Origin of the sequence: Sphingomonas sp. IC-11 (assembly GCF_021043365.1) — a bacterium.
Taxonomy (GTDB): domain Bacteria; phylum Pseudomonadota; class Alphaproteobacteria; order Sphingomonadales; family Sphingomonadaceae; genus Sphingomonas.
Genome location: NZ_JAJNDU010000001.1, coordinates 670,497 through 693,936, shown reverse-complemented (window position 1 = coordinate 693,936; position 23,440 = coordinate 670,497). Strand labels below are relative to the sequence as shown.

24 protein-coding genes are annotated in these 23,440 nt (G+C 63.8%); 12 read left to right on the top strand and 12 right to left on the bottom strand.

All coding sequences use genetic code 11. The features are described from left to right. Positions 1-80 precede the first annotated feature (80 nt). The 4 genes from der to panB all read right to left on the bottom strand — a co-directional run bounded on the left by der (position 81) and on the right by panB (position 4,500). The gene (der, locus tag LQ954_RS03275) at positions 81-1,436 is read right to left on the bottom strand and encodes a ribosome biogenesis GTPase Der (RefSeq protein WP_227770869.1); all 1,356 of its coding nucleotides are present in this window, start codon (positions 1,434-1,436) and stop codon (positions 81-83) included. A gap of 105 nt (positions 1,437-1,541) precedes the next feature. Then, positions 1,542-2,864, bottom strand: coding sequence for an outer membrane protein assembly factor BamB family protein (locus LQ954_RS03270; RefSeq protein ID WP_231021944.1), 1,323 nt, complete (start codon positions 2,862-2,864; stop codon positions 1,542-1,544). Continuing rightward, positions 2,861-3,574 carry a tetratricopeptide repeat protein gene (locus LQ954_RS03265; RefSeq protein ID WP_231021942.1) on the bottom strand — a complete coding sequence of 238 codons (714 nt, stop codon included), beginning with the start codon at positions 3,572-3,574 and terminating at the stop codon, positions 2,861-2,863. Before LQ954_RS03265 ends, LQ954_RS03270 begins: the two co-directional genes overlap by 4 nt. A gap of 65 nt (positions 3,575-3,639) precedes the next feature. After that, positions 3,640-4,500 carry a 3-methyl-2-oxobutanoate hydroxymethyltransferase gene (panB, locus tag LQ954_RS03260; protein ID WP_231021939.1) on the bottom strand — a complete coding sequence of 287 codons (861 nt, stop codon included), beginning with the start codon at positions 4,498-4,500 and terminating at the stop codon, positions 3,640-3,642. Between the two features lie 371 nt (positions 4,501-4,871). Between panB and LQ954_RS03255 the strand changes: the two genes are divergently transcribed. Further along, entirely contained in the window at positions 4,872-5,726 is an 855-nt protein-coding gene (locus tag LQ954_RS03255; protein ID WP_231021937.1) for an MBL fold metallo-hydrolase, read from the top strand. Positions 5,727-5,761: 35 nt separating this feature from the next. Further along, positions 5,762-6,283, top strand: a complete 522-nt coding sequence (locus tag LQ954_RS03250) for a ferritin-like domain-containing protein (protein ID WP_227770874.1) — start codon at positions 5,762-5,764, stop codon at positions 6,281-6,283. 116 nt (positions 6,284-6,399) lie between these two features. Here LQ954_RS03250 and dnaN read toward each other — a convergent pair whose 3' ends face one another. The 3 genes from dnaN to LQ954_RS03235 all read right to left on the bottom strand — a co-directional run bounded on the left by dnaN (position 6,400) and on the right by LQ954_RS03235 (position 9,103). Then, the gene (gene dnaN / locus LQ954_RS03245; RefSeq protein WP_231021935.1) at positions 6,400-7,518 is read right to left on the bottom strand and encodes a DNA polymerase III subunit beta; all 1,119 of its coding nucleotides are present in this window, start codon (positions 7,516-7,518) and stop codon (positions 6,400-6,402) included. A gap of 120 nt (positions 7,519-7,638) precedes the next feature. Next, on the bottom strand, positions 7,639-8,289 hold the full coding sequence (locus LQ954_RS03240; protein WP_227770876.1) for an outer membrane protein: 651 nt from the start codon (positions 8,287-8,289) through the stop codon (positions 7,639-7,641). 223 nt (positions 8,290-8,512) lie between these two features. Next, positions 8,513-9,103 (bottom strand): outer membrane protein, encoded by a 591-nt coding sequence (locus LQ954_RS03235; protein WP_231021933.1) that lies wholly within the window; start codon positions 9,101-9,103, stop codon positions 8,513-8,515. Between the two features lie 135 nt (positions 9,104-9,238). On the opposite strand from LQ954_RS03235, the gene LQ954_RS03230 reads away from it, so the two are divergent. From LQ954_RS03230 to rlmN, 3 genes are all read left to right on the top strand, one after another. Continuing rightward, the gene (locus tag LQ954_RS03230) at positions 9,239-9,880 is read left to right on the top strand and encodes a histidine phosphatase family protein (RefSeq protein WP_227770878.1); all 642 of its coding nucleotides are present in this window, start codon (positions 9,239-9,241) and stop codon (positions 9,878-9,880) included. A 29-nt stretch (positions 9,881-9,909) separates the two neighbouring features. Continuing rightward, positions 9,910-10,362: an invasion associated locus B family protein gene (locus LQ954_RS03225; protein WP_231022707.1), complete on the top strand. Its 453-nt coding sequence runs from the start codon at positions 9,910-9,912 to the stop codon at positions 10,360-10,362. Between the two features lie 69 nt (positions 10,363-10,431). Beyond that, positions 10,432-11,637, top strand: a complete 1,206-nt coding sequence (gene rlmN / locus LQ954_RS03220) for a 23S rRNA (adenine(2503)-C(2))-methyltransferase RlmN (protein ID WP_231021931.1) — start codon at positions 10,432-10,434, stop codon at positions 11,635-11,637. A gap of 54 nt (positions 11,638-11,691) precedes the next feature. On the opposite strand, the gene LQ954_RS03215 is transcribed toward rlmN, so the two are convergent. Then, positions 11,692-13,983: a CDC48 family AAA ATPase gene (locus LQ954_RS03215; protein ID WP_231021930.1), complete on the bottom strand. Its 2,292-nt coding sequence runs from the start codon at positions 13,981-13,983 to the stop codon at positions 11,692-11,694. A 326-nt stretch (positions 13,984-14,309) separates the two neighbouring features. Between LQ954_RS03215 and LQ954_RS03210 the strand changes: the two genes are divergently transcribed. Further along, positions 14,310-15,200, top strand: a complete 891-nt coding sequence (locus LQ954_RS03210; protein ID WP_231021927.1) for a LysR substrate-binding domain-containing protein — start codon at positions 14,310-14,312, stop codon at positions 15,198-15,200. Positions 15,201-15,306: 106 nt separating this feature from the next. Here LQ954_RS03210 and LQ954_RS03205 read toward each other — a convergent pair whose 3' ends face one another. Then, positions 15,307-15,762 (bottom strand): peptidylprolyl isomerase, encoded by a 456-nt coding sequence (locus LQ954_RS03205; protein WP_227770881.1) that lies wholly within the window; start codon positions 15,760-15,762, stop codon positions 15,307-15,309. Between the two features lie 136 nt (positions 15,763-15,898). On the opposite strand from LQ954_RS03205, the gene mgtE reads away from it, so the two are divergent. Beyond that, entirely contained in the window at positions 15,899-17,308 is a 1,410-nt protein-coding gene (gene mgtE / locus LQ954_RS03200; RefSeq protein ID WP_231021926.1) for a magnesium transporter, read from the top strand. A 10-nt stretch (positions 17,309-17,318) separates the two neighbouring features. After that, positions 17,319-17,750 carry a DUF1489 family protein gene (locus LQ954_RS03195; protein WP_231021924.1) on the top strand — a complete coding sequence of 144 codons (432 nt, stop codon included), beginning with the start codon at positions 17,319-17,321 and terminating at the stop codon, positions 17,748-17,750. Positions 17,751-17,767: 17 nt separating this feature from the next. On the opposite strand, the gene LQ954_RS03190 is transcribed toward LQ954_RS03195, so the two are convergent. Further along, positions 17,768-18,130, bottom strand: coding sequence for a response regulator (locus tag LQ954_RS03190; protein ID WP_227770884.1), 363 nt, complete (start codon positions 18,128-18,130; stop codon positions 17,768-17,770). Between the two features lie 37 nt (positions 18,131-18,167). On the opposite strand from LQ954_RS03190, the gene LQ954_RS03185 reads away from it, so the two are divergent. The 4 genes from LQ954_RS03185 to LQ954_RS03170 all read left to right on the top strand — a co-directional run bounded on the left by LQ954_RS03185 (position 18,168) and on the right by LQ954_RS03170 (position 20,893). Next, positions 18,168-18,443 carry a DUF3572 domain-containing protein gene (locus LQ954_RS03185; RefSeq protein ID WP_227770885.1) on the top strand — a complete coding sequence of 92 codons (276 nt, stop codon included), beginning with the start codon at positions 18,168-18,170 and terminating at the stop codon, positions 18,441-18,443. Next, positions 18,440-19,081, top strand: coding sequence for an HAD family hydrolase (locus LQ954_RS03180; protein WP_227770886.1), 642 nt, complete (start codon positions 18,440-18,442; stop codon positions 19,079-19,081). Before LQ954_RS03185 ends, LQ954_RS03180 begins: the two co-directional genes overlap by 4 nt. A gap of 32 nt (positions 19,082-19,113) precedes the next feature. Further along, on the top strand, positions 19,114-19,578 hold the full coding sequence (locus LQ954_RS03175) for a RidA family protein (RefSeq protein WP_231021922.1): 465 nt from the start codon (positions 19,114-19,116) through the stop codon (positions 19,576-19,578). Between the two features lie 184 nt (positions 19,579-19,762). Next, entirely contained in the window at positions 19,763-20,893 is a 1,131-nt protein-coding gene (locus LQ954_RS03170; RefSeq protein ID WP_231021920.1) for a GNAT family N-acetyltransferase, read from the top strand. Position 20,894: 1 nt separating this feature from the next. Here the strand turns inward: LQ954_RS03170 and LQ954_RS03165 are convergent, their stop codons facing one another. Then, the gene (locus tag LQ954_RS03165; protein ID WP_227770889.1) at positions 20,895-21,656 is read right to left on the bottom strand and encodes a DUF2490 domain-containing protein; all 762 of its coding nucleotides are present in this window, start codon (positions 21,654-21,656) and stop codon (positions 20,895-20,897) included. Positions 21,657-21,763: 107 nt separating this feature from the next. Then, a complete protein-coding gene (locus LQ954_RS03160; protein ID WP_227770890.1) occupies positions 21,764-23,434 on the bottom strand; it encodes a hypothetical protein in 1,671 nt (556 codons plus the stop codon). Positions 23,435-23,440 lie beyond the last annotated feature (6 nt).

Below are 23,440 nucleotides of genomic sequence, written 5' to 3'. Positions count from 1 at the left end.
ATCTTGTCCCTCAATCAGGCCCGAAGCGACCGAATGCTTCTCCATCGCAGGCTAATATAGCGCGCGTAAAGAGAAGATAGTCATTGTCCCCCAAATGGATTCTTCGGGGCGCGAAGTGTGAGACGGATGGGAACCGCACCAAAGCCCAGATCGCGACGCAGCGAGTTTACCAGATAGCGCTCGTAACTCGCCGGAAGCTGGTCGACCCGTGTGCCGAAGATCACAAAGCTCGGCGGCCGTGTTTTCACTTGGGTAACGTATCGCATCTTGATCCGCTTGCCCCCCGGGGCGGGTGGCGGATTGGCTTCGATCGCGCGTTCGAACCAACGGTTTAGCTCGCCCGTCGGCACGCGGCGAGACCAGGCCTCCCTTGTTTCGAAAGCCGCCGACAGCAGCTGATCGATGCCGCGTCCCGTCATTGCGGACACGGTAATCAGCGGAACCCCCTTTACCTGGCTCAACCCGTCGCCAAGCGCTGCCTTAACGCCATTGAACAAAGAGGACGGATCTTGCGCCACGTCCCACTTGTTCAGCGCGATGATCAGCGCACGCCCTTCCTCCAAGACGCGATCGGCAATGCGAAGGTCCTGGGACTCAAGTCCAAGCGTAGCGTCCAGCAGAAGCACGACGACCTCTGCAAAGTCCACGGCATGTAGCGCATCCGCCACCGACAGCTTTTCCAGCTTGTCCTGCACCTTCGCCCGCTTGCGCATCCCGGCTGTGTCGATGAGCCGGACGGGTCGCCCCTGCCACTCCCAATCGATTGCGATCGAATCGCGCGTGATTCCGGCTTCAGGGCCGGTGATCATACGGTCTTCACCGAGCATCCGGTTTACCAGCGTTGACTTGCCGGCATTCGGCCGCCCAACAATGGCGAGCTTTAGAGGAGCGGCGAGATCCTCATCGTCATCCGATTCGGCTTCGGCCTCATCCTCGCGCTCAAGATGTGGCAGAAGCGCCTCAAACAGGTCTGCAACGCCTTCACCATGCTCCGCGGAGAGCTGCACTGGGTCGCCAAAGCCGAGCGCCAGTGCCTCCAGGATGCCCTGTTCGCCCGCGCGTCCCTCGGCTTTGTTCGCGACCAGCACGATGGGCGTCGTGGATCCACGCAGCCAGCGGGCGATCTCCTCGTCCAACGGCACCACGCCGGCGCGCGCATCGACCATGAACAGCGCCACATCTGCGGCAGCCACTGCCGCCTCCGTCTGGAGGCGCATTCGGCCGGGGAGCGAGTGAGCGTCATGATCCTCGTAGCCGGCAGTATCCACGACGCGGAAATTGAGGCCGAGGAGGGTCGCGTCGCCTTCACGGCGATCACGAGTGACGCCGGGCCGATCATCGACCAGCGCTAACTTCTTTCCGACAAGACGGTTGAACAGCGTCGACTTGCCGACATTAGGTCGACCAACGATTGCGACGGTGGGAAGGCGTGCCATCGCGTGCCCCTACAACTCCCGCCGCAGTAGCGAAAGCACGATCGCCTATAATCGGCGACCAAGGGCCGCACGGGGCGTCACTGAAGCGGCGGCGCCCCGCAAGGCTCAACGATAGGCGGACAATTTGCCCTGCTGATCGAGAACGTACAGCGTCTGGTTCGCCACGACCGGCGGCAAAGTGAACGACTTCGCCGCATCGATCGTCACCTGTACGCTGCCATCAGCGGGAGACGCAGCAACAAGCTCACCATGCGAATTGGTCAGCCACAGCCGGTCGCCGGCCAGAACGGGACCGTACCAGGTATAGGCGCCCTTCCTCTTCTCGACGTTACGATACGCCTGCAACTGCCCGATCCAGCGCACCTTGCCATTGGCGCGCGAAAGGCAAACGAGGCGGGCGTCATCGGTGATGACGAAAAGCCACTCGCCGGCCAGCCACGGGGTCGTGATGCTGGCGAAATTCTGTTCCCAGAGCCGCTGGCCGGTCGCAATTTCGACCGCCACCATGCGCCCCCCCTGACCGACGGCATAAGCGCGCCCATCCTCGATCACCGGATCGGCATCAATGTCGGCTAGGCTGGACACCGAAGTCGAGATGCTCGTGCGCGACAAGGCATCCTGCCACAGCGTGCGCCCGTTCTCATATCGATAGGCGTTCAATTCGCCCGACGAGAAGCCGGCCACGATCGTCCCGGCCGCCGCCGCTGGCGCCGCGACACCGAACACGCCCTGCGTTTCCACGCTGGCAGTACCGGTCCACACCACCTTGCCGTCATTCTGATCGAGCGCGTACAGCTGGTTGTCCTGGCTCAGGACATAGACTTGGCCGTTCGCGATCGTCGGCGCGCCGCGCAAAGGCCCGCCCGGCTTTGCCCGCCACGCCACGGAACCATCCGTCACGCTCAGGGCCACGACGTCGCCAAGACCGTCCGTGGCATACACTCGGCCGCCGTCATAGCTGACGCCGCCGCCGAACCGCGCCGCCTTGTTCTCTTCGCTGTCGGATAGCGCTACGGTCCATTGCGTTGCGCCACTGTCAGCAGAAAAAGCATGAACACGAGCGTCTACGTCAACGACAAAGACGCGCCCTTCGGCAACGACCGGTGCTGCGCCGAGCCGCTGGCGATTGGACCCACCATCGATCGTGGCGCTCCACAGCCGCGATGGCGACCCGCCGAGCGCCAGGTGCCCCATCGACTTGGAGGCATTGCCACCCGGCTGAGACCATTCCGCATTGGCGACTGCCGGAGGCAGCAGCACCTGAACGCCTGACAGCGCCGGATCAACCTCCGCCGCATTTTCAGCTGCAAGAATAGGTACGCGGTTACCGACCGTCGGCGTCTTCTTCGGGTCAGACTTGAAAACCCCGCAGGCGCTGAGCCCCATCAACGCGGCAAGCGCGACAGGAGCGGCGATCGACTTCCTCATTGCTTCGTCACGTCCTCTTTCGCGCCTGCGTCAGCCGGCACAGCATCGACGCCCAGTAAGCCTGCCATCTGAACGGCGCGTTGACGGATCGACGGCGGCACCTGCTCAGCCTGAGCCAATTGCCCGAATAGCCGCCCAGCCAGATCGCGGCGGCCCTGTTTCAGATAAGCGAGCGCCACCAGTTCGCCAGCACTGCCGAAGTAAGCGTTTTCCGGCACCGCCACACCCCGCAGCCGCGCCACGACCTGTTCGGGCTTGATCGTGTCGAATTCGGCCATGGTCTGCCGGACGAGCGCGAGCTGTCGGAACGGCTCGGCCAACGACTCATCGGCGGCAATCTCGCCGAACTTCGCTGCTGCATTCTTCAGATCATTCTTCTGAAGAGAAAGATCTGCCTGCGTGAACAGGGCAATTGCCCGATACCCGCTTGAATCCGACTTGGCGAGCTCCGCGATCTGTGGAGTCGCCTTCGCAGTCTGACCTGCGGCCAAATTGTCCCAGACCAGCTGCAGCTGCTCTCCCTCGCGGCCCGCAGCCTCGCCCTGGCGATGCTGCCAGAAAAGATAGCCGGCAAAGATGGCAAGTCCCAGCGCCACGAGAGCAGCGATCGCAAGACCCCAACGCCGCCACAAGGCGGCCGCCTGCTCCTTGCGCAGTTCCTCATCGACCTCGCGCAGGAATGCTTCGTTATTTTGCGGCGTGAGCGCCACGGCTTACTCCAACTTGGCGGGAAGGCGGCGGACCTTAGTCGCGCGCGCCGGAAAACGAAAGCCGCTCACGCCTTCGGGGCGTAGGTCTGCTCTGCGGTCGGGAAAGAGCGCGAACGCACTTCCTCGGCATAGGTGGCGGCGCGCTTGCCAATATAGCCGGCCATGTCGCCGTACCGCTTCACGAAGCGCGGCACGCGCTCAAACATGCCGAGCATGTCCTCGGCCACCAGGACCTGGCCGTCGCACTCCGCAGATGCGCCGATCCCGATCGTCGGGACGTTGATCGTGCGCGTGATCTCGATGGCGATCGGCTCGACCACGCCTTCGATCACGACGGAGAAAGCACCCGCACCGGCCACCGCCTGCGCGTCGCCAACAATCTTCTGCGCCTCGGCCTCCGAACGGCCGCGCGCGCCATAGCCGCCCAGCGCATTCACCGCCTGCGGGGTCAGGCCGACATGCCCCATCACTGGGATGCCACGCTCGGACAAAAACGCGACCGTCGGCGCCATCGCTGTCCCGCCTTCCAGCTTCACAGCAGCCGCCCCAGTCTGCTTCAGGAGCCAGGCGGCGCTTTCAAAAGCCTTTTCTGGGCTGCTTTCGTAGCTGCCGAACGGCATATCGACCACCACCATCGAGTGGTAACTGCCGCGCACCACTGCTGCGCCGTGCGCGGCCATCATCTCCAGCGTGACGGGCACCGTGGATGGCAGCCCGTAGATCACCTGCCCCAGGCTGTCCCCCACCAGCAGCATGTCGCAGTGCGGATCCAGAATCTGGGCCGTGCGCACCGTATAAGCTGTCAGCATCACGAGCGGCTCCTTGCCCTTGCGCTGGCGCACGGCAGGAACGGTCACGCGCTTCATCGGTGCGGAAACGGGCGTGGCGCGGCTGGTCGAGCTATCGATGGTGAAGGTGGTGGACATGCACGGCGCTTAGCCGGTTCAGCCCATACGATCCAGCCGCTCACCGCTCCAAGGCGCCGAGAGCCCCGGAAGCGGGTCAGGTTCAGCTGCTTCTCGCCTGGGAACGGCCCGCCCTACGCTGAAATCGTACCCCAGCTTGATCCAGATCACTGCATTCGCCCGAAAAGGCGCACGCCGCTCGACAACTTCCTCGCGACTCACGTGTTGTTTGGTCGGCCTCTGTCGGGGTCGCGGTGCGGAGAACAGCGGATGTGCAGACACGCCAGCCCAATTGATCGATGGGCGGAGGAATGGTGGCAGCGCTCCTTTGGAGGGCTCATGGTTCCCGTACGCCAGTGCGCCGGTGACACCGACTTGGGTGAGGAGCTGAGATGCGCATTCATCATCTGAACTGCGGCACGGATTGCCCGCTTGGGGGCGCGCTGTTTGATGGGCGCAGCATCGGTCCGCTCGGGCATATCGTCTGCCATTGCCTTCTGATTGAAACGGAGGCGCGCGGCCTGGTGCTGGTAGATACCGGTTATGGCCTGCGCGACGTCGCTCGTCCCCACCAGCGGCCGGACCCTCGCATCTCGGTCCCTTGGCGCATGATGCTGAACATCCGGCTGCACGAGCACGAAACCGCAATTCGGCAGATCGAGGCTTTGGGATTTCAGGCGTCAGATGTGCGGCACATCGTCGTCACGCATCTTGATTTCGATCATGCTGGCGGCCTGGAAGATTTTCCGAACGCATTTGTTCACGTGATGCAGCGCGAGTATGACGACGCCACTGGCCCACGCGCCGGCATCGTCGCCCGTAACCGCTGGCGAACCCGGCAGCTGAACGACGTGCACAACTGGCGCCGCTATAGTGCGCGCGGAGAGCCATGGTTCGGCTTCGATGCGGTCCGGGATCTCGACGGGCTGCCTCCCGAGATCCTGCTTGTTCCTCTGCCAGGACATACCTGGGGCCATGCCGGCGTAGCGGTGCGGCAAGACAGCGGCCGCTGGCTCCTCCATGCCGGCGACGCCTATTTCTACCGCGGCGAGATGAGATCGGCACGGCGCAAGTGCACCCCGGGCCTGCGCGCCTATCAGCGGCTGATGGAGGTGGATGCCACCAGCCGGCTGGCGAACCAGGCGCGGCTGCGCGCACTTTCGATCGAGCGCCGCGATGAAGTGACCGTGACCTGCACGCACGATCCCGTCGAACTGGAACGGTGCCAGGCAGGCAACCCGATGTGATGCCCGGCGTTTCCATAGCAAAGGAGCTTCAAGACATGACGAATCAAGACGTTCTGCGCGAGTTGTTCGTAGTAGGCCTGAAGAACGCCCACGCCGTCGAAAAGCAGGCGCTTTCCATCATGACACCGCAGGTCTCGCGGATCGAAAACTATCCAGAGGTGGCCGATCGCCTACGGCTCCACATCGATGAAACGAATGGCCAAATTGCGCGGATCGATGAACTGCTTGCGGATTTCGACAGCAGCGGATCGGCGCTTAAGGATCTTGGTCTCAGCATGTCTGGCGGCATGGCCGCGCTGGCGCATAGCGTTGCCGGCGACGAGATCATCAAGAACAGCTTCGCGAATTATGCCTTCGAGCACTTCGAAATTGCGGCCTACAAGTCGCTGCTCGTGATGGCGGAAGATGGCGGCTTCTCGAAAGCGTTGCCATTGCTCAAGCAATCGCTCGGCGAGGAAGAAAGCATGGCCCGCTGGATCGACGAGAACTTGCCGGTGGTAACCCGCCGTTATGCCTCGCTCTACGCCGAGGGCGGATCAGCCGAAGCGAAGGTCTGATCCGGGCTCCGCGAATTTGGCTCTCCGGCAGGAGCAATCCAGCTTCTCCTGCCCAGTAAGAAAAAGGACCGGACAGCGCACTGTCCGGTCCTTTTCAATTCATCAAACCCACCGGGTCAGACGCGCATCGGCATCAGCACATAGAGCGCCGGCGCCTTGTCATTCTCACGGATCAGGGTCGGCGCAGCAGCATCGGCAAGGTGCACTTCCACCAGATCACCGTCGATCTGGCCGAGGATATCGAGCAGGTAACGGCTGTTGAAACCGATCTCGAACGGAGCCGCAACATATTCGCCCGGCACTTCCTCGGCGGCCGTGCCATTTTCAGGGCTGGTCACCGAGAGGGTGATCTTGTCGCGATCAAGAGCCATCTTCACCGCACGCGTCTTTTCGGTCGCGATGGTCGAGACACGGTCCACGCCTTCCATGAAGGCAGACGGGTCCAGCTTCAGGATCTTGTCATTGCCGGTCGGAATGACGCGGCTGTAATCCGGGAACGTGCCGTCAATCAGCTTGGACGTCAGGATCGCCTGCCCCAGGTCGAAGCGGATCTTGGTGCCACTCAGGGACACGCCGACGGAGCCGTCGATCTCGTCAAGCAACTTGCGCAGCTCCGCCACACACTTCCGCGGTACAATCACGTCCGGCATGTTTTCCGCGCCTTCCGGTCGCGGCAAGGTAACCCGTGCCAGTCGGTGACCGTCGGTCGCCGCCGCCTTCAGCACTGGCTGCGAACCACCTTCCTCCGACACGTGCAGGAATATTCCGTTCAGATAATAACGTGTCTCTTCCGTCGAGATGGCGAAGCGAGTCTTGTCGATGATCTGCTTCAAGGCCTCGGCCGGCATTTCGAACTGAATCGGCAGTTCACCTTCGGCAATGACGGGAAAATCATCGCGAGGCAGCGTGCCGAGCGAGAATCGTGCACGGCCGGCCACGATCGTCATGCGACCTTCCGCCGCTGTGAGCGACACCTGCGCGCCCTCGGGCAGTTTGCGTGCAATGTCGAACAGGGTGTGCGCGGAAACCGTCGTCGCGCCAGGCTGGTCTACCGCCGCGGCCACGCTTTCGTTGATCTGCAAGTCGAGATCGGTGGCCATCAGGCGCAGCGATCCCTCGGCAGTCGCCTCGATCAGTACGTTGGACAAAATCGGAATGGTGTTGCGGCGTTCCACCACCGATTGGACATGGCTCAGCCCCTTCAGGAGCGTTGCGCGTTCGATCGTCGCCTTCATCACTTCATCCCCCAGCCCTCAGGAATCGACCAGGGGCAACTCGCCCGTTTCCTAGCCAAACAGAAAGGGCCGGAGCAAGCGCCCCGACCCTCCTTTTCGCCAGATAGTTCGATCTGCCGCTTAGAAGCGGAAGCCGAGACCAGCTGCAACCTGGTGGCGATCGGTGTCGACGCCGAAGGTGCCGGTGCTGGCGCCGTTCGGGTAGTTCAGACGCGCATCACCATAGTTGGAGTAGCGGTACTCGAGCTTCGCATAGGTGTTCGGGCTCAGCGACTGCTCAACGCCCGCACCAAGGCGGAAGCCGTCGAGATTGAAGTTCTGGCCCGTGGTCGTGACCGTGTCGTCACGAGTCAGGTCGAGGCGCGCGTTGGTGTAGCCAACCTTGCCGTAGATGAGCGTGGTTGGCGCGGCGATCACGCCGATGCGGCCGCCGATGTACAGGTCACGGCCCGCCTTCACGCGGCCGTAGCCGAAATCGTTGGGGTTGCGCGGATCGTTGGTGACCTTGCCGGTCGAGCCGGTGATTTCGCCCTCCACGCCGACGACGAGGTTGTTGAACGCCACATCATAGCCGATGTCGCCGCCGTACAGGAAACCGTCGCTGCCCTGGTCGCCGCGGATCAGCGAGTCCTGGGTGTCACCGGGACGCAGCGCATCATAGCCGAGGATTACGCCGGCGCGCGGGCCGGTGAACGGACCGGCATCCTGCGCAGCCGCGGGAACGGCGAGAACGGTGGTGGCGGCAAGGGTCGCCAGGATGAGGTTACGCATAAAAAACTCCATCTACTTCCGCCGTCAACGTCGGCGGGCAGTGCGCAAATGGGCGATCAACGCGGTTGTTGCATGAACGTCAGATAAACAGCATCTTTCGTTGTTTTTACGCCACAGTGACTTGAACTCAGCAGGTGCCGGCCTACCGACGCGGCACCTGCTTATGGGGCAGCTCAGCCAGTTCGTGACCGGCGCTCCTCCGAGAGACGCTGAGCCTCAAGGCTCAGAAACGCACACCCACGCCGGCCATCACCTGGTGACGATCGGCATCGATCTCCTCGCCGTTCTGGTCGCCGTAGTGAGAGTAGCGGTACTCGCCCTTCACGAAGAAGCGCGGAGAGATCGCATATTCCAGACCCGCGCCGAGCCGAAAACCATCGAGATTTTCCGCCTCTCGCGTCGTCACCGTACCAGTGGTGTACCGCGTTTTGACCCGGGCATTGGTGTAGCCGGCTTTCGCATAGGCCATCAGCTTCGGGGATAGAACGTAGCCGGCGCGCACGCCAATGTAGAAGTCTCGCCCCGCATCTGCGCGCAGTCGATCACCTGCGGTAAGCACGTCGACGTCACGCTGTCGAACTGTCGAGTCCGTAATCTCGCCCTCGAGGCCGAGCCGGGCGCGACCGAGCGCGGCATCATAGCCGGCAGCGGCACCGTAGACGAACCCGGTCTTGCCGTCGCCACCTCCGGAGAGATGGTCGTAACCACCCAATGCCTCCAGGCGAAAGCCGCTGAAGTCCGGCTTCTCCTGCGCTGCGCAGGGGGTGGTCATCATGGCGGCCACGGCCGCGGTGGAGATAAGCAAGAGGCGCATGGGTTCCCTTTCATTCCCAAACTGCCGCCGGGATGGCGGCGTTGCCCCGCCTCTTTCCGTTCTCCTGCTGACGTCCGACACACGACCGCGCCGAAAGCCGTTGCTTTCGCGCCCGCTGCGACCAATGACGCGGATATGACGATGAATCCTCTTGAGCGTCGCGGTCGCGATTTCGTCGCCCGCCACGGCGAAACGGTCTTCAACGCTGCTCGTCGGCTCCAAGGTGATGCCCCGCACACGCCCCTCACCCGCGCTGGTTTTGCTCAAGCCGAGGAGATGGGGCGCGCTCTCCGCGACTTCCTTGGTCCCAAGCCGAAGCTGACGATGTGGGCGTCGTCGACAGGTCGGGCGTTGCAGACGTTGGCGATTATCGCGGAACACCTTGAGCTCGACTGGCACGATGCGCGTCACGACGATCGGCTGATCGAGATCGGCATGGGCAGTTGGGGCGGCCGTTATTATGCCGACGTTGTCGGAGAAGTGGGGCCCGTTGTGGATGAACGCGGTCTTCTGCGGTGCGCCCCAGACGGCGAGCGTTACGAGGCGATCGCCGCCCGCGTCTCGACCTGGCTTGCCGATACCAACGATGACGAGGGCGACCGCTTGGTGATCATGCACGGCATCTCCAGTCGGGTTATGCGAGGGGTGATGACCGGCGCACCGGTGGATCCTTGCGGCGCTCCGGTTCTCGCGGGGCACCCGCAGGGGACGGTAACCATGATCGAGCGCGGCCGGGAGACGGTGGTGCACCTCGGCACTGGCTATGCCCCGGCCTAACCCACTGTACCTGAGCTAGTTTGTTGTCGATGGTCTTGGCATTGGCCGGCCTGTTGGCGGGTGAGCGCGCGACGGTCGGCATTTACGGCGCCTGGGGTGCGTTTCGCCAGGGATCACCGGCCAGCTGCTACGCGATCAGCGCGCCCATGCGCGCCCGAACCGAAGGGTTCGCCAGCGTCGCTGCACGCTTCGGGCGCAGCGGACGGCCGGCAATTTACATCTACCTCTCCCAACGGCGCGCACAGGCAGCCCCGATCACGCTCGCAATCGGAGAACGCCGCTTCACCCTGTCCGGCAACACTCGCTCGGCATGGTCGCCCGACGCCGCCACCGACCGCGCGATCATCTCCGCGATGCGCGGCGGCCGCAGCATGAGCATCTCCGCAGTCAGCATGCGCGGACGGCCCTTCGCCGATAGCTATGCTTTGAGTGGTGCCGCTACCGCGATCGATGCCGCCGCGCTCGAATGTGCAAGACGCTAAGGCCGACTTGCGCCGTTGAAGTAGCAACCGCGGCTGGAAACGGCCGCTGTTTTCCACTATATGCGCGCGATGCAGACAGTGTCGGCCGCTCCCATGCCCATCCCGGGGCACTTCGATCCCGTGCCCGTCGCCCGTGCGGTCACCCCGCGCGTCGATGGCCGTATTGACCTCGTCGGGCTGTCCAAGGACGAATTGCGCGAGACGCTCGCCGCCGCCGGGCTCGAGCCGCGGCAGGCGAAGCTGCGCGCCAAGCAGATCTGGCACTGGATCTACAATCGCGGCGCGACCGAATTCACCGCGATGACCGATATCGCGAAGGCGCAGCACCCGTGGCTCACCGAACGCTTTGTGATCGGTCGCCCGCAGGTGGTCGAGGCGCAGGTGTCGTCGGACGGCACGCGCAAGTGGCTGCTCCGCTCGGACGACGGCCAGGATTTCGAGATGGTCTTCATCCCCGATGCGGACCGCGGCACCCTGTGCGTGTCGAGCCAGGTCGGCTGCACGCTCAACTGCACCTTCTGCCACACCGGCACGATGAAGCTGGTGCGCAACCTCACCGCCGGCGAGATCGTTGGTCAGGTGATGCTGGCGCGCGATGGCCTCGGCGAATGGCCGAGCCAGCCGGAAGGGCGCATGCTCACCAACATCGTGATGATGGGCATGGGGGAGCCGCTGTACAATTTCGACAATGTGCGCGACGCGCTCTCGGTCGTCATGGACGGCGACGGGCTTGCCTTGTCGAAGCGCCGCATCACGCTCTCGACCTCGGGCGTCGTGCCGATGATGGCGCGCGCCGGCGCGGAGATCGGCGTCAACCTTGCCGTCTCGCTCCACGCCGTGACGAAGCCGGTGCGTGACGAGATCGTGCCGCTCAATCGCAAATACGGCATCGAGGAACTGCTTCAGGCGTGCGCCGATTACCCCGGCGCGAACAACGCCCGCCGCATCACCTTCGAATATGTGATGCTGAAGGACAAGAACGATTCGGACGATGACGCGCGCGAGCTGGTCCGCCTGCTGCGCCACTATCGCCTCCCCGCGAAGGTCAATCTGATCCCGTTCAATCCCTGGCCGGGCACCGCTTATGAATGTTCGACGCCGGAGCGGATCCGCGCCTTCTCGAACATCATCTTCGAGGCGGGCATCTCCGCGCCGGTCCGCACGCCGCGCGGCCGCGACATCGACGCTGCCTGCGGTCAGCTCAAGACCGCGGCCGAGCGCAAGAGCCGCGCGCAGCTGGATCGCGAGGCGGCGGCCGAGGCCACCACGGCCTGATCCCGTCAACACGGATGCCATGACGGGGAGGGCATCGCCCTCCCCGTTTCGCATTCAGTCGCGCCGGTCGTTGCGCGGGCTGAGCTGCCCCGGCGAGATGAAGCCGATCGGCTGGATCGAGGCCGCATCCTGCTTCAGCTTGGATGCGATCTGCTGGTAATCGCGCTCCATTTCCTCGGTCACGCTGGCGCGGGATTCCTCCAGCGCCGCCTCGAAGTCTCCCATGTACACCTCGCGCGCGCCCAGCGACCGGCGAAGCGCGATCAGGCCCGCGCGGCGCACCACGTCGCCAAGGTCGGCGCCGGTGAACCGCTCGGTGCGCCGCGCCACCACGTCAAGGTCCACGTCATGCGCCAGCGGCATCTTGGCGGTCTGGATGCCCAGGATCCGCCGCCGCCCGGCCTCGTCCGGCACGCCGACATAGATCAGCTCGTCGAACCGCCCCGGCCGCAGCAGCGCGGGATCGACCAGGTTGGGCCGGTTGGTCGCACCAATCACCACCACGGACTGCAATTCCTCCAGCCCGTCCATCTCGGCAAGGATGGTGTTCACCACCCGCTCGGTCACCTGCGGCTCGCCGAGGCCACCGCCGCGCGCCGGCACCAGGCTGTCGAGTTCGTCGATGAAGATCACCGTCGGCGCCACTTGCCGCGCGCGCTGGAACAGGCGGGCGATCTGCTGCTCGCTCTCGCCATACCATTTGCTCAGGAGGTCGCTCGATTTGGTGGCGATGAAATTCGCCTCCGCCTCGCGCGCCACGGCCTTCGCCAGCAGCGTCTTGCCGGTGCCTGGCGGCCCATAGAGCAGGAAGCCCTTGGCCGGCCGGATGCCGAGGCGGCGGAACGCATCGGGATCCTTCAGCGGCAGCTCGACGCCTTCCTTCAGGCGCATCTGCGCATCGTCCAGCCCGCCGACATCGTCCCAGCGCACGGTCGGCGCCTGCACCATCACCTCGCGCATCGCGCTCGGCTGGACGCGCTTCAGCGCCTCCATGAAGTCCTCGCGGGTCACGGCCAGCGTGTCGAGCACCTCGGGCGGGATGGTCCGCTCCTCCAGGTTCAGCCGCGGCATGATCCGCCGCACCGCCTCGATCGCTGCCTCGCGGGTCAGCGCCGCCAAGTCCGCCCCGACGAAGCCGAAGGTCGTGCGCGACAGCTCGTCCAGGTCCACCTTGTCGCCCAGCGGCATGCCGCGGGTGTGGATGCCCAGGATTTCGCGTCGCCCGCGCTCGTCCGGCACGCCCACCACGATCTCGCGGTCGAACCGGCCCGGCCGGCGCAGCGCCTCGTCGATCGCTTCCGGCCGGTTGGTGGCGGCGATGACGACCAGGTTCGCGCGCGCCTCCAGCCCGTCCATCAGGGTCAGGAGCTGCGCGACGACGCGCTTCTCCGCCTCGCCCGACACCTGCCCGCGCTTCGGCGCAATCGAATCGATCTCGTCGATGAACACGATCGAGGGCGCGGATTTGGACGCTTCCTCGAACACCTGCCGCAGCCGGCCCTCGCTCTCGCCATAGGCCGAACCCATGATCTCGGGGCCGTTGATCAGGAAGAATTGCGCGTCGCTCTCGTTGGCGACGGCACGCGCAAGCCGCGTCTTGCCGGTGCCGGGCGGCCCGTGCAGCAGCACGCCCTTGGGCGGGTCGACGCCCAGCCGCTGGAACAATTCGGGGTAGCGCAGCGGCAGCTCGACCATCTCGCGCAGCTGGTCGATCGTCGTCGCCATGCCGCCGATATCGTCATAGGTGACGTCGGCACGGCGCGCCTCGCTCGGCTCCTCATATTCGGGCCGAAGCTCCACTTCGGTATTCTCGTCGATGTGGACGATGCCCTTGGGCGCGGCGGACACGACCACCAGCCGGATTTCCTGCAACGCATAGGCCGGCGCATTGACGAACTGCTGCATCCCCGGCGGCATGTTCGCCACCCGCTGGTGCCCCGCGGTCGCCACCACGTCGCCCTGCGCCAGCGGCCGGCCGATAAAGGTGCGCTTCAGCGCCACCGTCGATCCCTGCAGCCGCAGGTTCTGCGCCGCCGGCGCGAACACGACGCGCGTCGCCGGGCTCGATTCGGCCTTGCGCACCTCGACGAAATCGCCCGAGCCGACGCCCGCATTGGCGCGCTGCAGGCCGTCGATGCGCACGATCGCCAGCCCCTCGTCCTCGGAATACGGGCCCACCGCGCGCGCCGGCGTCGTCTTCTTGCCGATGATCTCGATCACATCGCCTTCGGTCAGGCCAAGCGACGCCATGAACGCCCGCGGCAGGTGCGCGATGCCGCGCCCGCTGTCTTCCGGCCGGGCGTTGGCAACCTGCAATTTGGTGGCTTGTGTGTCGCTGTCGGCCAAGCCGCTTCTCCTTCGGTATCCGTTTCCGCTAAGATAGATACGCACGAACGCTTTTGGAGTAGCCGGCCCGGCGGCGTTTTTCGCGCGCGGTGCCGGCACGCGCTATGCGCCGGCAAAGGCACAAAAAAAGGGCCGGCCCGAAGGCCAGCCCATGGAAGTTTTTAGGAGAGGATGCCTGAAAGGCCCGCCCTATGTGCGTCGAACCCGGTTATTGTGCAAGTGCGAAGAAGAACGCTGCGATTGCAAAATCTGCACACGAACAGTACGGGTTCAGCGGCTGACGCGCGTCTAGTGGCAACCTGGTTCAGCGAAGGATTGAACGTCCCATGCGCCGACTTCCTCCGCTCACCGCGATCGAGGCGTTCGTCGCCGTTGCGCGGCTTGGGTCTGTTAAAGCTGCTGCGGAAGAGTTGGCGCTTTCCGCGCCGGCACTCAGCCGCCGGCTGCAGACACTGGAGCGCTTCCTCGGGCGCTCGCTTTTCGATCGCCGGCATCAAGCTATGGTGCTCAACGGCGACGGGGACCGGCTTCTTGCCCAAATCGCGCCGCTGCTGGACCAATTATCCGACGCTGTAGAATCGATGACCAGCGCCGTGGAAGTTCTTCGGCTCCGCTTAGGGGTGCTGCCGCTGTTCGCATCTCAGCGGCTCTTTCCGAGGCTGGCGGAACTCCGCGCCGCCCATCCCGAAATCCACCTCGATATTGATACCGGTGCTCATGGCGTGGCGCGTCTGGGCGAAGGGTTGGACGCGGTGATTGCCCTTGCACGGGATGTCGACCCGGGTTTGTACGCCCGCCGCCTCGACCGGAACAGAGTTTACGTGATCGGCGCTCGGTCGCTGATCGAGCGCTCCGATCCGGTTGTGCGCCCTGAACAGCTCGCGACGCTAACTGCGCTGGTTCACCGGGAGATGCCAGACACATTCGTCGCCTGGCGGACGGCGGCGGGGCTGCACGACATCGAGCCTCTCGCCATTGATCATTTCGACTCTGGAGCGCTGATGCTGGAGGCTGCGGCCCAGGGTTTGGGCGTCGCCTTTATGCACGAAAGCCATTTCCAGGACGCAGCCGACCCCCGGCTCGTCAGGCTTTTCGATATCGAGGTAGTGAGTCCTTACAGCTACTGGTTCGTCTGCCGTCCCCGTGCGCTTCAACTGAAACAGGTGCGCATATTTCGGGATTGGCTGATCAGCACTTTGGGCTCTGAGACCGTATAAAAGCTTCCGATCGGCGTCGCTAAGCGACCTCAGGACGCGTCATCGACGCCAAGGTGGTGCGGGTTGCCGGTTCGCCGGCACCCCGCAACAACCTGGCCGACGTCGCTTAAGAAGCGCGCATCTTCACGATTTTGCCGGGCTGGCGCGGCGGCTCGCCCTTCGGGAGCGCATCGATCAGTTCCATGCCCTCGGTGACTTCGCCCCAGACGGTATACTGACCGTCGAGGAAACGGGCATCGTCGAAGCAGATGAAGAACTGCGAATTGGCGCTGTTCGGATCGTTCGTACGAGCCATGGAGCAGACTCCACGCACATGCGGCTCCTTGGAGAACTCCTGCCGGAGGTTCGGCTTATCGGAACCGTGCATACCGGTTCCAGTCGGGTCGCCACCCTGAGCCATGAAGCCGGGGATCACGCGATGAAATACGACGCCGTCGTAAAAGCCTTCGTTGGCAAGCTCGGCAATGCGCTTGACGTGCTCGGGCGCCAAATCGGGGCGCAGCTTGATCGTGACGTCGCCGCCGTCCAGCGTCATCACCAGCGTGCTATAGGTATCGGCCATGGCAGGCTCCTTCCGGTCATCGGGAATGCGGCGCCCTACCCGCGCCCCGACGCGAACGCAAATCGCCGTGGTTGGCACCGGCAGGCTCTGCCGCTAGAGGCGCGACAAGAGCAGGCAGCCGGTTGGGAGGCGGGCGATGAGCGATACCGAACTCCGCGGCGACGATCGCATCGAAGAAGGCGAACACCAGCTAGACGAAGACGATCGGCTGAAGCCCGAATTCGTTGATGCCGTCTTGCAGGCGGTTGAGGCGGGCGAGGCTGAAGAGGCCAAACGCCTGGTCGAGCCGCTCCATCCCGCCGACATCGCCGACCTTTTCGAACTTACTCCAGAGGATCAGCGCGCGCCGCTTGCGGCAGCAGTAGCGGACCTGCTCGACGGCGACGTGTTCGCCGAGATGAACGACTATGTTCGCGAACAGTTGATCGATGCGCTTGACGCTCGCCAAGTCGCGGACATTGCGTCCGAACTCGACACCGATGACGCCGTAGCCATCATCGAGGATCTCGATGCCGAGGAGCAGCGCGAAGTGCTCCGGGCCATGGAGCCTGACGATCGCGCCGCCATCGAAGAGGCGCTGAGCTATCCGGAGGAATCTGCTGGCCGCCTGATGCAGCGCGAATTGATCGCGGTGCCAGAGCATTGGACGGTTGGCGACACCATCGATTACCTGCGTGGCCACGAGGAGCTGACAACCGACTTCTGGGAAGTGTTCGTCGTGGATCCGGCGCACAAGCCCGTCGGCACCTGTGCATTGTCGTGGATCCTGCGTACCCCCCGGTCGATCTCCATGTCCGACGTGATGAAGCGTGAACAGACGCTGATCCCCGTCGATATGGATCAGGAGGAGGTGGCGCTTCGCTTTCAGAAATATGCCTTGATCTCCGCCGCCGTGATTGATGGTTCCGGCCGGCTGGTCGGCATGATCACGGTCGACGACATCGTTCATATCATCCAGGAAGAGGCCGGCGAAGACGCCCTGCTTCTGTCCGGCGCTGGCGAAGGCGATATCAATGAGCCGGTGATCGACAGTTATAAGGCGCGCGTGCGCTGGCTGATTGCCAACCTGTTCACCGCGCTGCTCGCGTCATTCATCATCTCGCGGTTCGAAGACACGATTCAGCGCATGGTCGCTTTGGCTACGTTGATGCCGATCGTTGCCGGCGTCGGGGGGAATGCCGGAACGCAGACCTTGGCAGTCACCGTGCGTGCCATGGCCACCAATCAGTTGACTCAGTCAAACACCGCGCGCGCGATCACGCGCGAGATCCGCGTGGCCTTGCTGAACGGCGCCACCGTGGCGCTGGTGATCGGCACAGGCGTGGCGCTCATCTTTGCCAATCCCATGCTGGGCGGCGTTATAGCGGCCGCTATGATGACCAACATTCTGGTCGCCGGCCTCGCGGGCGTGTTGGTCCCGGTGATGCTTGAGCGATTTAATGCCGATCCGGCGGTATCGTCATCGGTGTTCGTCACCATGACGACAGACTCAATCGGCTTCCTCGCGTTTCTGGGGCTCGCGACTGCCTCTGGCCTCGTAGGCTGAGGCTCCCCACATGGCGGCTTCCATGCCGTCTGAAACCTTACCTCTACACATCACCAAAGTTGCCTTCGGCCACACCAACGTCGAGCATCTCGCGGAGCGCCTGCGGGAACGCGGCAAACATGGGCCATTGTTCCTGACGACGCGCTACCTGCCGAAACGTCATGAGGAGATCACCGGTCGCGGTTCGCTCTTCTGGATCATCAAGCACCAGCTAGTGGCCAGATCGCCCATTCTGTCCTTCGGCGAGGCTGAGGGCGGCCGAGTTGCGATCCACATTGATCCTGTCCTGCGGCTGGTCGCGGCGAGACCCAAACGCGCGCATCAGGGGTGGCGCTATCTTGAGCACGCGGACGCCCCGGAGGACTTGGGCGGCGACAGTAGCGGCATGGCCGCTCTCCCGCCGGCGTTGATGGGAAAACTCGCGGAGCTTGGGTTGGTCTAGATCCAGCACTGCGGTATCTAGATCAGGGTGCCGACCACATCCATGAACCGCGACAGGCTGATCGGCTTTGACACATAGGCTTCCGCCCCGGCGGCGCGGATGCGTTCCTCATCATCCCGTCCCGCATAGGCTGTCACTGCCATCACCGGAATGGCTTGCAGTTCGCCGTCCTTTTTCAGCTCCAGGATCAATTCATAGCCAGTCACATGGGGCATCTGAATGTCCATGATGATCAGATCTGGTGAAAGCTCTCGCGCCCGCGATACCGCCTCCCGGCCGTCACGCACTGGTTCAGCCGCATATTCGTGCGCACGCAGCAGGTCACAGAACAGCTTCAGGTTCAGTTCGTTGTCCTCGACAACGAGCACCTTCTTTGCCACGCGCGTCTTTCCCCCGTTTGGCAGGCGAAGATAGGCAATGAAACGAGGCGTTTCAAACGAAGAACCGGCTGACGCGCTTGCTCTTCGCGCCCTCGCCTGGACTTTGTCGGATTCCGATCGGGCAGGTCGGCTGCTTTCACTCACCGGCCTCGATCCCGACGATCTTCGCGCCCGCCTGACCGATTCGTCGGTTTTGGCTGCGTGCCTTCAGTTCCTTGAAGCGCACGAACCCGACCTTATCGCCTGTGCGCAATCGCTCGATGTTCCGCCGGAAGCGTTGGTACGCGCCCGTCACCAACTGGAGTCGCTATGATCACTCAGCCCTCACGACCATTGCTCATTTCGGACTGTGACGAAGTACTCCTGCACATGGTACGCCATTTCGGAAGCTGGCTGGGCGAAGCGCACGAGATCGATTTTGAGCCGACCAGTTGGGAACTGGGCCGCAACATGCGTCGTCGCCACGACGGCGGCGTTCCGTCGCGCGAGGAAATGATGGGCTTTCTGGACGGCTTCTTTCCGGGAGAGATGCACCGTCAGACGCTCGTCCCCCACGCACGCGAGGCCTTGGCGCAAATCGCGGAGGTCGCGGATATTGTGATCCTGACCAACCTTCAGGATCAATGCCGCAGCCACCGCATCGACCAGCTCGCCGCGTTCGGCATCGAGCATCGCGTCGAGTGTAATCAGGGCCCCAAGGGAGGTCCGGTGGCGGCGCTCGTGGCCGAACATGGCAACCCGGTAACGGTCTTCATCGATGATCTTCCCATGCACCATCAGTCCGTGGCGGAGCTCGCGCCTCACGTGCACCGGCTGCACATGGTCGCGGAGCCGACGCTCGCACCGGGCGTACCACCTGCCCCCGCCGCTCACGCTCGCATCGACGTTTGGCCCGAGGCGCTGACGTGGATCACCGACCGGTTTGCCGCAGGTCAGCCTGCGCAGCATTGACCGACGCCGATCGCTGGTGTTGAAACTCCCGCATGACTGACCGTATTGATCAAAAGCTTGCGGAGCTCGGCCTCAGCCTGCCGACCGCCGCCGCGCCCGTTGCCACCTATGTTCCAGCTGTGGAGGCCGGAGGTCTTCTCCACGTTTCCGGCCAGCTTCCATTCCGCGACGGCAAGGTTGTGACCGGCCAACTCGGCGGCGATCTGGATGTTGCCGCCGGCCAGGAAGCGGCCAAGCTGTGCGCGCTGATGGTGGTTGCGCAGGCCAAGGCGGCGCTTGGCGATCTGTCGCGCGTTGCGCGCATCGTGAAGCTCGGTGTTTTCGTGAATTCGGCGCCCGGCTTCGGCGATCAGCCCGAGGTGGCAAATGGTGCGTCGGACCTGATGGTTGCGCTGTTCGACGATGCTGGCAAGCATGCCCGTGCTGCCGTCGGCGTCGCCGCCCTGCCGCGCAACGCCGCTGTTGAGGTCGACGCCGTCATCGCGGTGAACAACTGAACTTAAGTCTCACTGCTCCGTTCAGGCTGAGCGTGCCTTTGTACGATCCCCGCTTGTCATCACACTCGCTCCCGTCGAGCAATGGCGAGCGGCGATCCTGCTCCAGGCACCTCGCCATCCGAGCTCCCGTTGCCGCCTCCGAGATAATCAAAAGCGGCCAAAATCGCCGCGGGCACGACGGGCCATGAACGTCACCGCCCGTCTGGCAAGTGGCGTTGCCGAAATCCCTGCCGAATGGTGGGACGCTTGCGCGGGCAACGGAAATCCCTTCGTCAGCCACGCCTTCCTCTCGACTCTGGAAGATTCGGGAAGCGTTGGCGGCCGGAGCGGCTGGCAACCGGTGCCCGTCGTTGTGGACGGCGCGGATGGCGCGCCCGTCGCCGTAGCGCCCGCTTACGCCAAGTCACACAGCCAGGGCGAATATGTGTTCGACCACGCCTGGGCTGACGCATGGGAGCGGGCCGGAGGGTCCTATTATCCGAAGTTGCAGATCGCAGCTCCGTTCACCCCAGTCCCCGGCCCTCGCCTGCTGCTCCGTGATCAAGACGCCGCGCCGGCGCTAATTGCGGCGCTGGAGGCCGTTACTGACCAGCACGACCTTTCCTCGGCCCACGCCACCTTCGTGTCGCCGGATCAGGTGCCTGCATTCGAGGCGGCCGGCTGGCTAATTCGCGAAGGAACGCAATTCCACTGGCGCAACGAAGGCTACGGCTCGTTCGATGATTTTCTCTCGACCCTGGCCAGCCGCAAACGCAAGGCGATTCGCAAGGAGCGCGCCGCTGCCGTTCAGGGGTTGGAGATCCGCCATCTCACGGGTGCCCAGATCGGCACGCGAGAGTGGGAAGCTTTTTGGACATTTTACCAGGACACCGGAAGCCGCAAATGGGGCCGCCCCTATCTCACCCACTCCTTCTTCCCTTTGTTGGGAGAAAGAATGGGTGATCGCTTGCTTCTGATCCTTGCGGAGCGGGACGGCGTTCCGATCGCGGGTGCCTTGAACTTGATCGGGGCGGATGCACTTTACGGGCGATATTGGGGCGCGACACAGGAAGTGCCATTCCTGCACTTCGAACTGTGTTACTATCAGGCGATCGATGCAGCGATCGCGCGCGGGCTGACCAGTGTAGAGGCTGGTGCGCAGGGCGAGCACAAGCTCACCCGCGGCTATGCTCCCGTTCCCACCTGGTCGGCGCATTACATCCCCAATCCGGGCTTCCGCCGCGCTGTGGCCGACTTTCTGGTGCGCGAGCGGGCGGCCGTGGAGATGGACCAGCAGTTTCTTGAACGTCTCACTCCGTTCCGAAAGGGGGGCTGACCTAGCGGACGGGCTCACGATCAGCCACCGCCTGAAGCCCCGGCCCGGTCGTCGGCACAACCTTCGGCGGTACGATCTTTCGGGCTAGTTGGAACGACACGCCGATCACCGCCGCATGGTTCATGTTCACGCGCCCGTTCACCTGCCGCTGCCGCTGATTGAGATAGCCGAGCTCGAACGCCGTGCTCGACGATACCGGCAGCTGAACTCCGACGAAGGTCCACAGATCGTCATAGCCCTTGCGAGCGCCCCAGTCAGCCTCGGTAAGGTTCCAGTAAAGTTCCGCGGAAACAACGCCGACGGGGCCACCGCTCTCCTTCTTGGTTAGCGGCGTTGCGAGCAGGATTTGCTGCGCCACGCGAAGGTTCCAGTCTTTGCCCGTAGATCTCTGGCGCTGCTCAAACCTGGTTTGCGCGCGGATACCGATGCGCCCGATCGCACCAACTCGGTAGGATGCCTGCTGGATGAATCGGTTTTCGTGCAGGTCCCGCGGCAGGCGCGCACCATCGATAAAGGCGTAGAGATAGCCGGCGGACAGGATCAGAGATTCACTCTTACGCCACGAGATGATCGGCGGAATGATGGTGATTGGCGCAGTTGCAGCATTGCGGGTCGAAAAGCGTGGCTGAACTTCACCGGTCAAAAAGACGTCGTCGGTCAGTGGTGCGGTAACTTGGATACTGCCCCAGATCTGCCCGCCGTGGTTCGTATCCGCAGTTGCCGGTGCCGACAGGCACATCAGCATCGCGGCTCCAGCCGCCAAGCATCCCTTCAAGGCGTGACCCTCCCCTTTTCAGGTCTGAACACCTGAACAGGCGACAAGTGCCGCGGCGCAGCAAAATTTCTGCGATGCAACGACGCGCCGACGGTTCAGGAGCGCGGCGGAGGGGGAAGCTGAAGTTGCTGCTCGCGGATACGACGCGCGCGAAGTTCCAGGAACCATCGCGGGTAGAGTTCTTCGTCCGTAATCTGCGGCGTCGGCCGTTCGCGGTTGACGGTCAGTAGCGCGCTTGCGCCAGTTGGCGAGCGCCAGATCCGATCGAGATCACTCGCGTAGCGAGGGTTGAAGGGCGGAGTCCGGATCAACCAGACGTAATCGAACGCTTCTCGGGGAAAACGGGCGATCGAAAAGTCGATCGGCTTCCACCACTCCCGCGGGCACCAACCGGGCGTCACGATCTCTGAGGAGTCGTGCGCAAACATGCCGGCTGCCGTGTAGCGAGCCGTGAGCAGCTGCGCGCCGGGCATGGACCATTGATCATTCGTGTAGGCGAGGCGGCGGACGAGAGCGATCGCCGGCAGATGCTCCAGGCGACTCATCTTCCACTCGTTGCGGCAGTTCGTTCCCACGAAGGATACGAGGCGCGCACCCACGGGCACCTTGTCCAATGCGGCAAGCTCGGTGTCGTAATCACGATCGAACAGCCAGTAACTGACCGTAGTGCCCGCAGTGCGCGCCAGAAAGAAGCTCATCCCAAGCATCGCGAGCACGCCGGCATGGCGCAGCGTCATGCCGATCCGCGGCCTTATCGCGATCAGGGCGACGGCGACGACGAAGGGCGCAAGCCGCATGTCCGCATAGGCCGATCCGAAGACGATCCTCGGCAGCAGGAGGTAGACGGCGGCCAGGAACAGGGCCGACAGGAGCAGATTGCGAGAATATTCGATGGCCGGATCGCGAATGGCCTTGAGCAGAACCAGCAGGAACACGGCGGTGGACGCTACGTCCCAGAACTCCCACCGATCCCGCAGGACCATCATCACCCAGGCGACCTTCGCCTGCCAGTTGAACCAATCAGCCGTCTGGCCGGTGACATGATCACCCGAACGCCAGAAGATCATGAGGATCATCGGCAAGGCAAGCGGAACGCAGCCGAGCCCGGCGCGCACCCAGCTTTCGAACCAATGGCCCGAACCCGCATCCTTGCGGGCATCGTGCTGCCGGATCATCTCGGCAGAAAAGGCGAGCACCCCGAGCACGCCCCAGCCAAAAGTGTGACACAGCCAAAGTAGGCAGGAGAGCGGCACGAAAAGCGCAGCGCGCAGCCCTATACGCTTCAGACGCGCCATCCGCAGCCACAAGGCGAAGAGGCAAAGTGCCAGGCCCATCGAAAGGGCGAAGTTTACGAACCCGAACTGGAACGGGTAGCTATAGGCGAGCGGCAGCGCGAACAGGGCTGTCGGCGGGATTCGCCCATGCACCTCGCGTGCGATCCAGAGCAGCCCAGCGACCGTCAGCGCCGGGATCGTCATTACGATCAGCTTGACGCCAAGCTCCAGTCCGAAAAGCGCGGCAAACGGCACCACCAGCAGGTCGATGCCCAGGTTGCCGATCAGCGACCATTCGAAATTGTACCAGTCGGCTAGCCACGGCGCATGCGCCAGCGGCGTGAGCTGCACGCGATAGCGCCCCATATGCCCCGGCAGATCGACCAGCGGCGGAATATCCGGCCACAGTAACGGAACGATCGCGATCAGCGTGGCGAGTGCGACAAAGGTGCGCGTCTGCCACCAACGAAGGGGCGCCCCCGACTGGTCCATCAGACC

Coding starts and splice junctions, on each gene's coding strand:
- LQ954_RS03175 (WP_231021922.1), top strand. CDS start 19,114: ATGACTGACCGTATTGATCAAAAGCTTGCGGAGCTCGGCCTCAGCCTG.
- LQ954_RS03230 (WP_227770878.1), top strand. CDS start 9,239: ATGACGATGAATCCTCTTGAGCGTCGCGGTCGCGATTTCGTCGCCCGC.
- LQ954_RS03160 (WP_227770890.1), bottom strand. CDS start 23,434: ATGGACCAGTCGGGGGCGCCCCTTCGTTGGTGGCAGACGCGCACCTTT.
- der (WP_227770869.1), bottom strand. CDS start 1,436: ATGGCACGCCTTCCCACCGTCGCAATCGTTGGTCGACCTAATGTCGGC.
- LQ954_RS03250 (WP_227770874.1), top strand. CDS start 5,762: ATGACGAATCAAGACGTTCTGCGCGAGTTGTTCGTAGTAGGCCTGAAG.
- LQ954_RS03210 (WP_231021927.1), top strand. CDS start 14,310: ATGCGCCGACTTCCTCCGCTCACCGCGATCGAGGCGTTCGTCGCCGTT.
- LQ954_RS03240 (WP_227770876.1), bottom strand. CDS start 8,289: ATGCGTAACCTCATCCTGGCGACCCTTGCCGCCACCACCGTTCTCGCC.
- LQ954_RS03225 (WP_231022707.1), top strand. CDS start 9,910: ATGGTCTTGGCATTGGCCGGCCTGTTGGCGGGTGAGCGCGCGACGGTC.
- LQ954_RS03270 (WP_231021944.1), bottom strand. CDS start 2,864: ATGAGGAAGTCGATCGCCGCTCCTGTCGCGCTTGCCGCGTTGATGGGG.
- LQ954_RS03205 (WP_227770881.1), bottom strand. CDS start 15,762: ATGGCCGATACCTATAGCACGCTGGTGATGACGCTGGACGGCGGCGAC.
- rlmN (WP_231021931.1), top strand. CDS start 10,432: ATGCAGACAGTGTCGGCCGCTCCCATGCCCATCCCGGGGCACTTCGAT.
- LQ954_RS03180 (WP_227770886.1), top strand. CDS start 18,440: ATGATCACTCAGCCCTCACGACCATTGCTCATTTCGGACTGTGACGAA.
- mgtE (WP_231021926.1), top strand. CDS start 15,899: ATGAGCGATACCGAACTCCGCGGCGACGATCGCATCGAAGAAGGCGAA.
- LQ954_RS03185 (WP_227770885.1), top strand. CDS start 18,168: ATGAAACGAGGCGTTTCAAACGAAGAACCGGCTGACGCGCTTGCTCTT.
- dnaN (WP_231021935.1), bottom strand. CDS start 7,518: ATGAAGGCGACGATCGAACGCGCAACGCTCCTGAAGGGGCTGAGCCAT.
- LQ954_RS03235 (WP_231021933.1), bottom strand. CDS start 9,103: ATGCGCCTCTTGCTTATCTCCACCGCGGCCGTGGCCGCCATGATGACC.
- panB (WP_231021939.1), bottom strand. CDS start 4,500: ATGTCCACCACCTTCACCATCGATAGCTCGACCAGCCGCGCCACGCCC.
- LQ954_RS03170 (WP_231021920.1), top strand. CDS start 19,763: ATGAACGTCACCGCCCGTCTGGCAAGTGGCGTTGCCGAAATCCCTGCC.
- LQ954_RS03195 (WP_231021924.1), top strand. CDS start 17,319: ATGGCGGCTTCCATGCCGTCTGAAACCTTACCTCTACACATCACCAAA.
- LQ954_RS03255 (WP_231021937.1), top strand. CDS start 4,872: ATGCGCATTCATCATCTGAACTGCGGCACGGATTGCCCGCTTGGGGGC.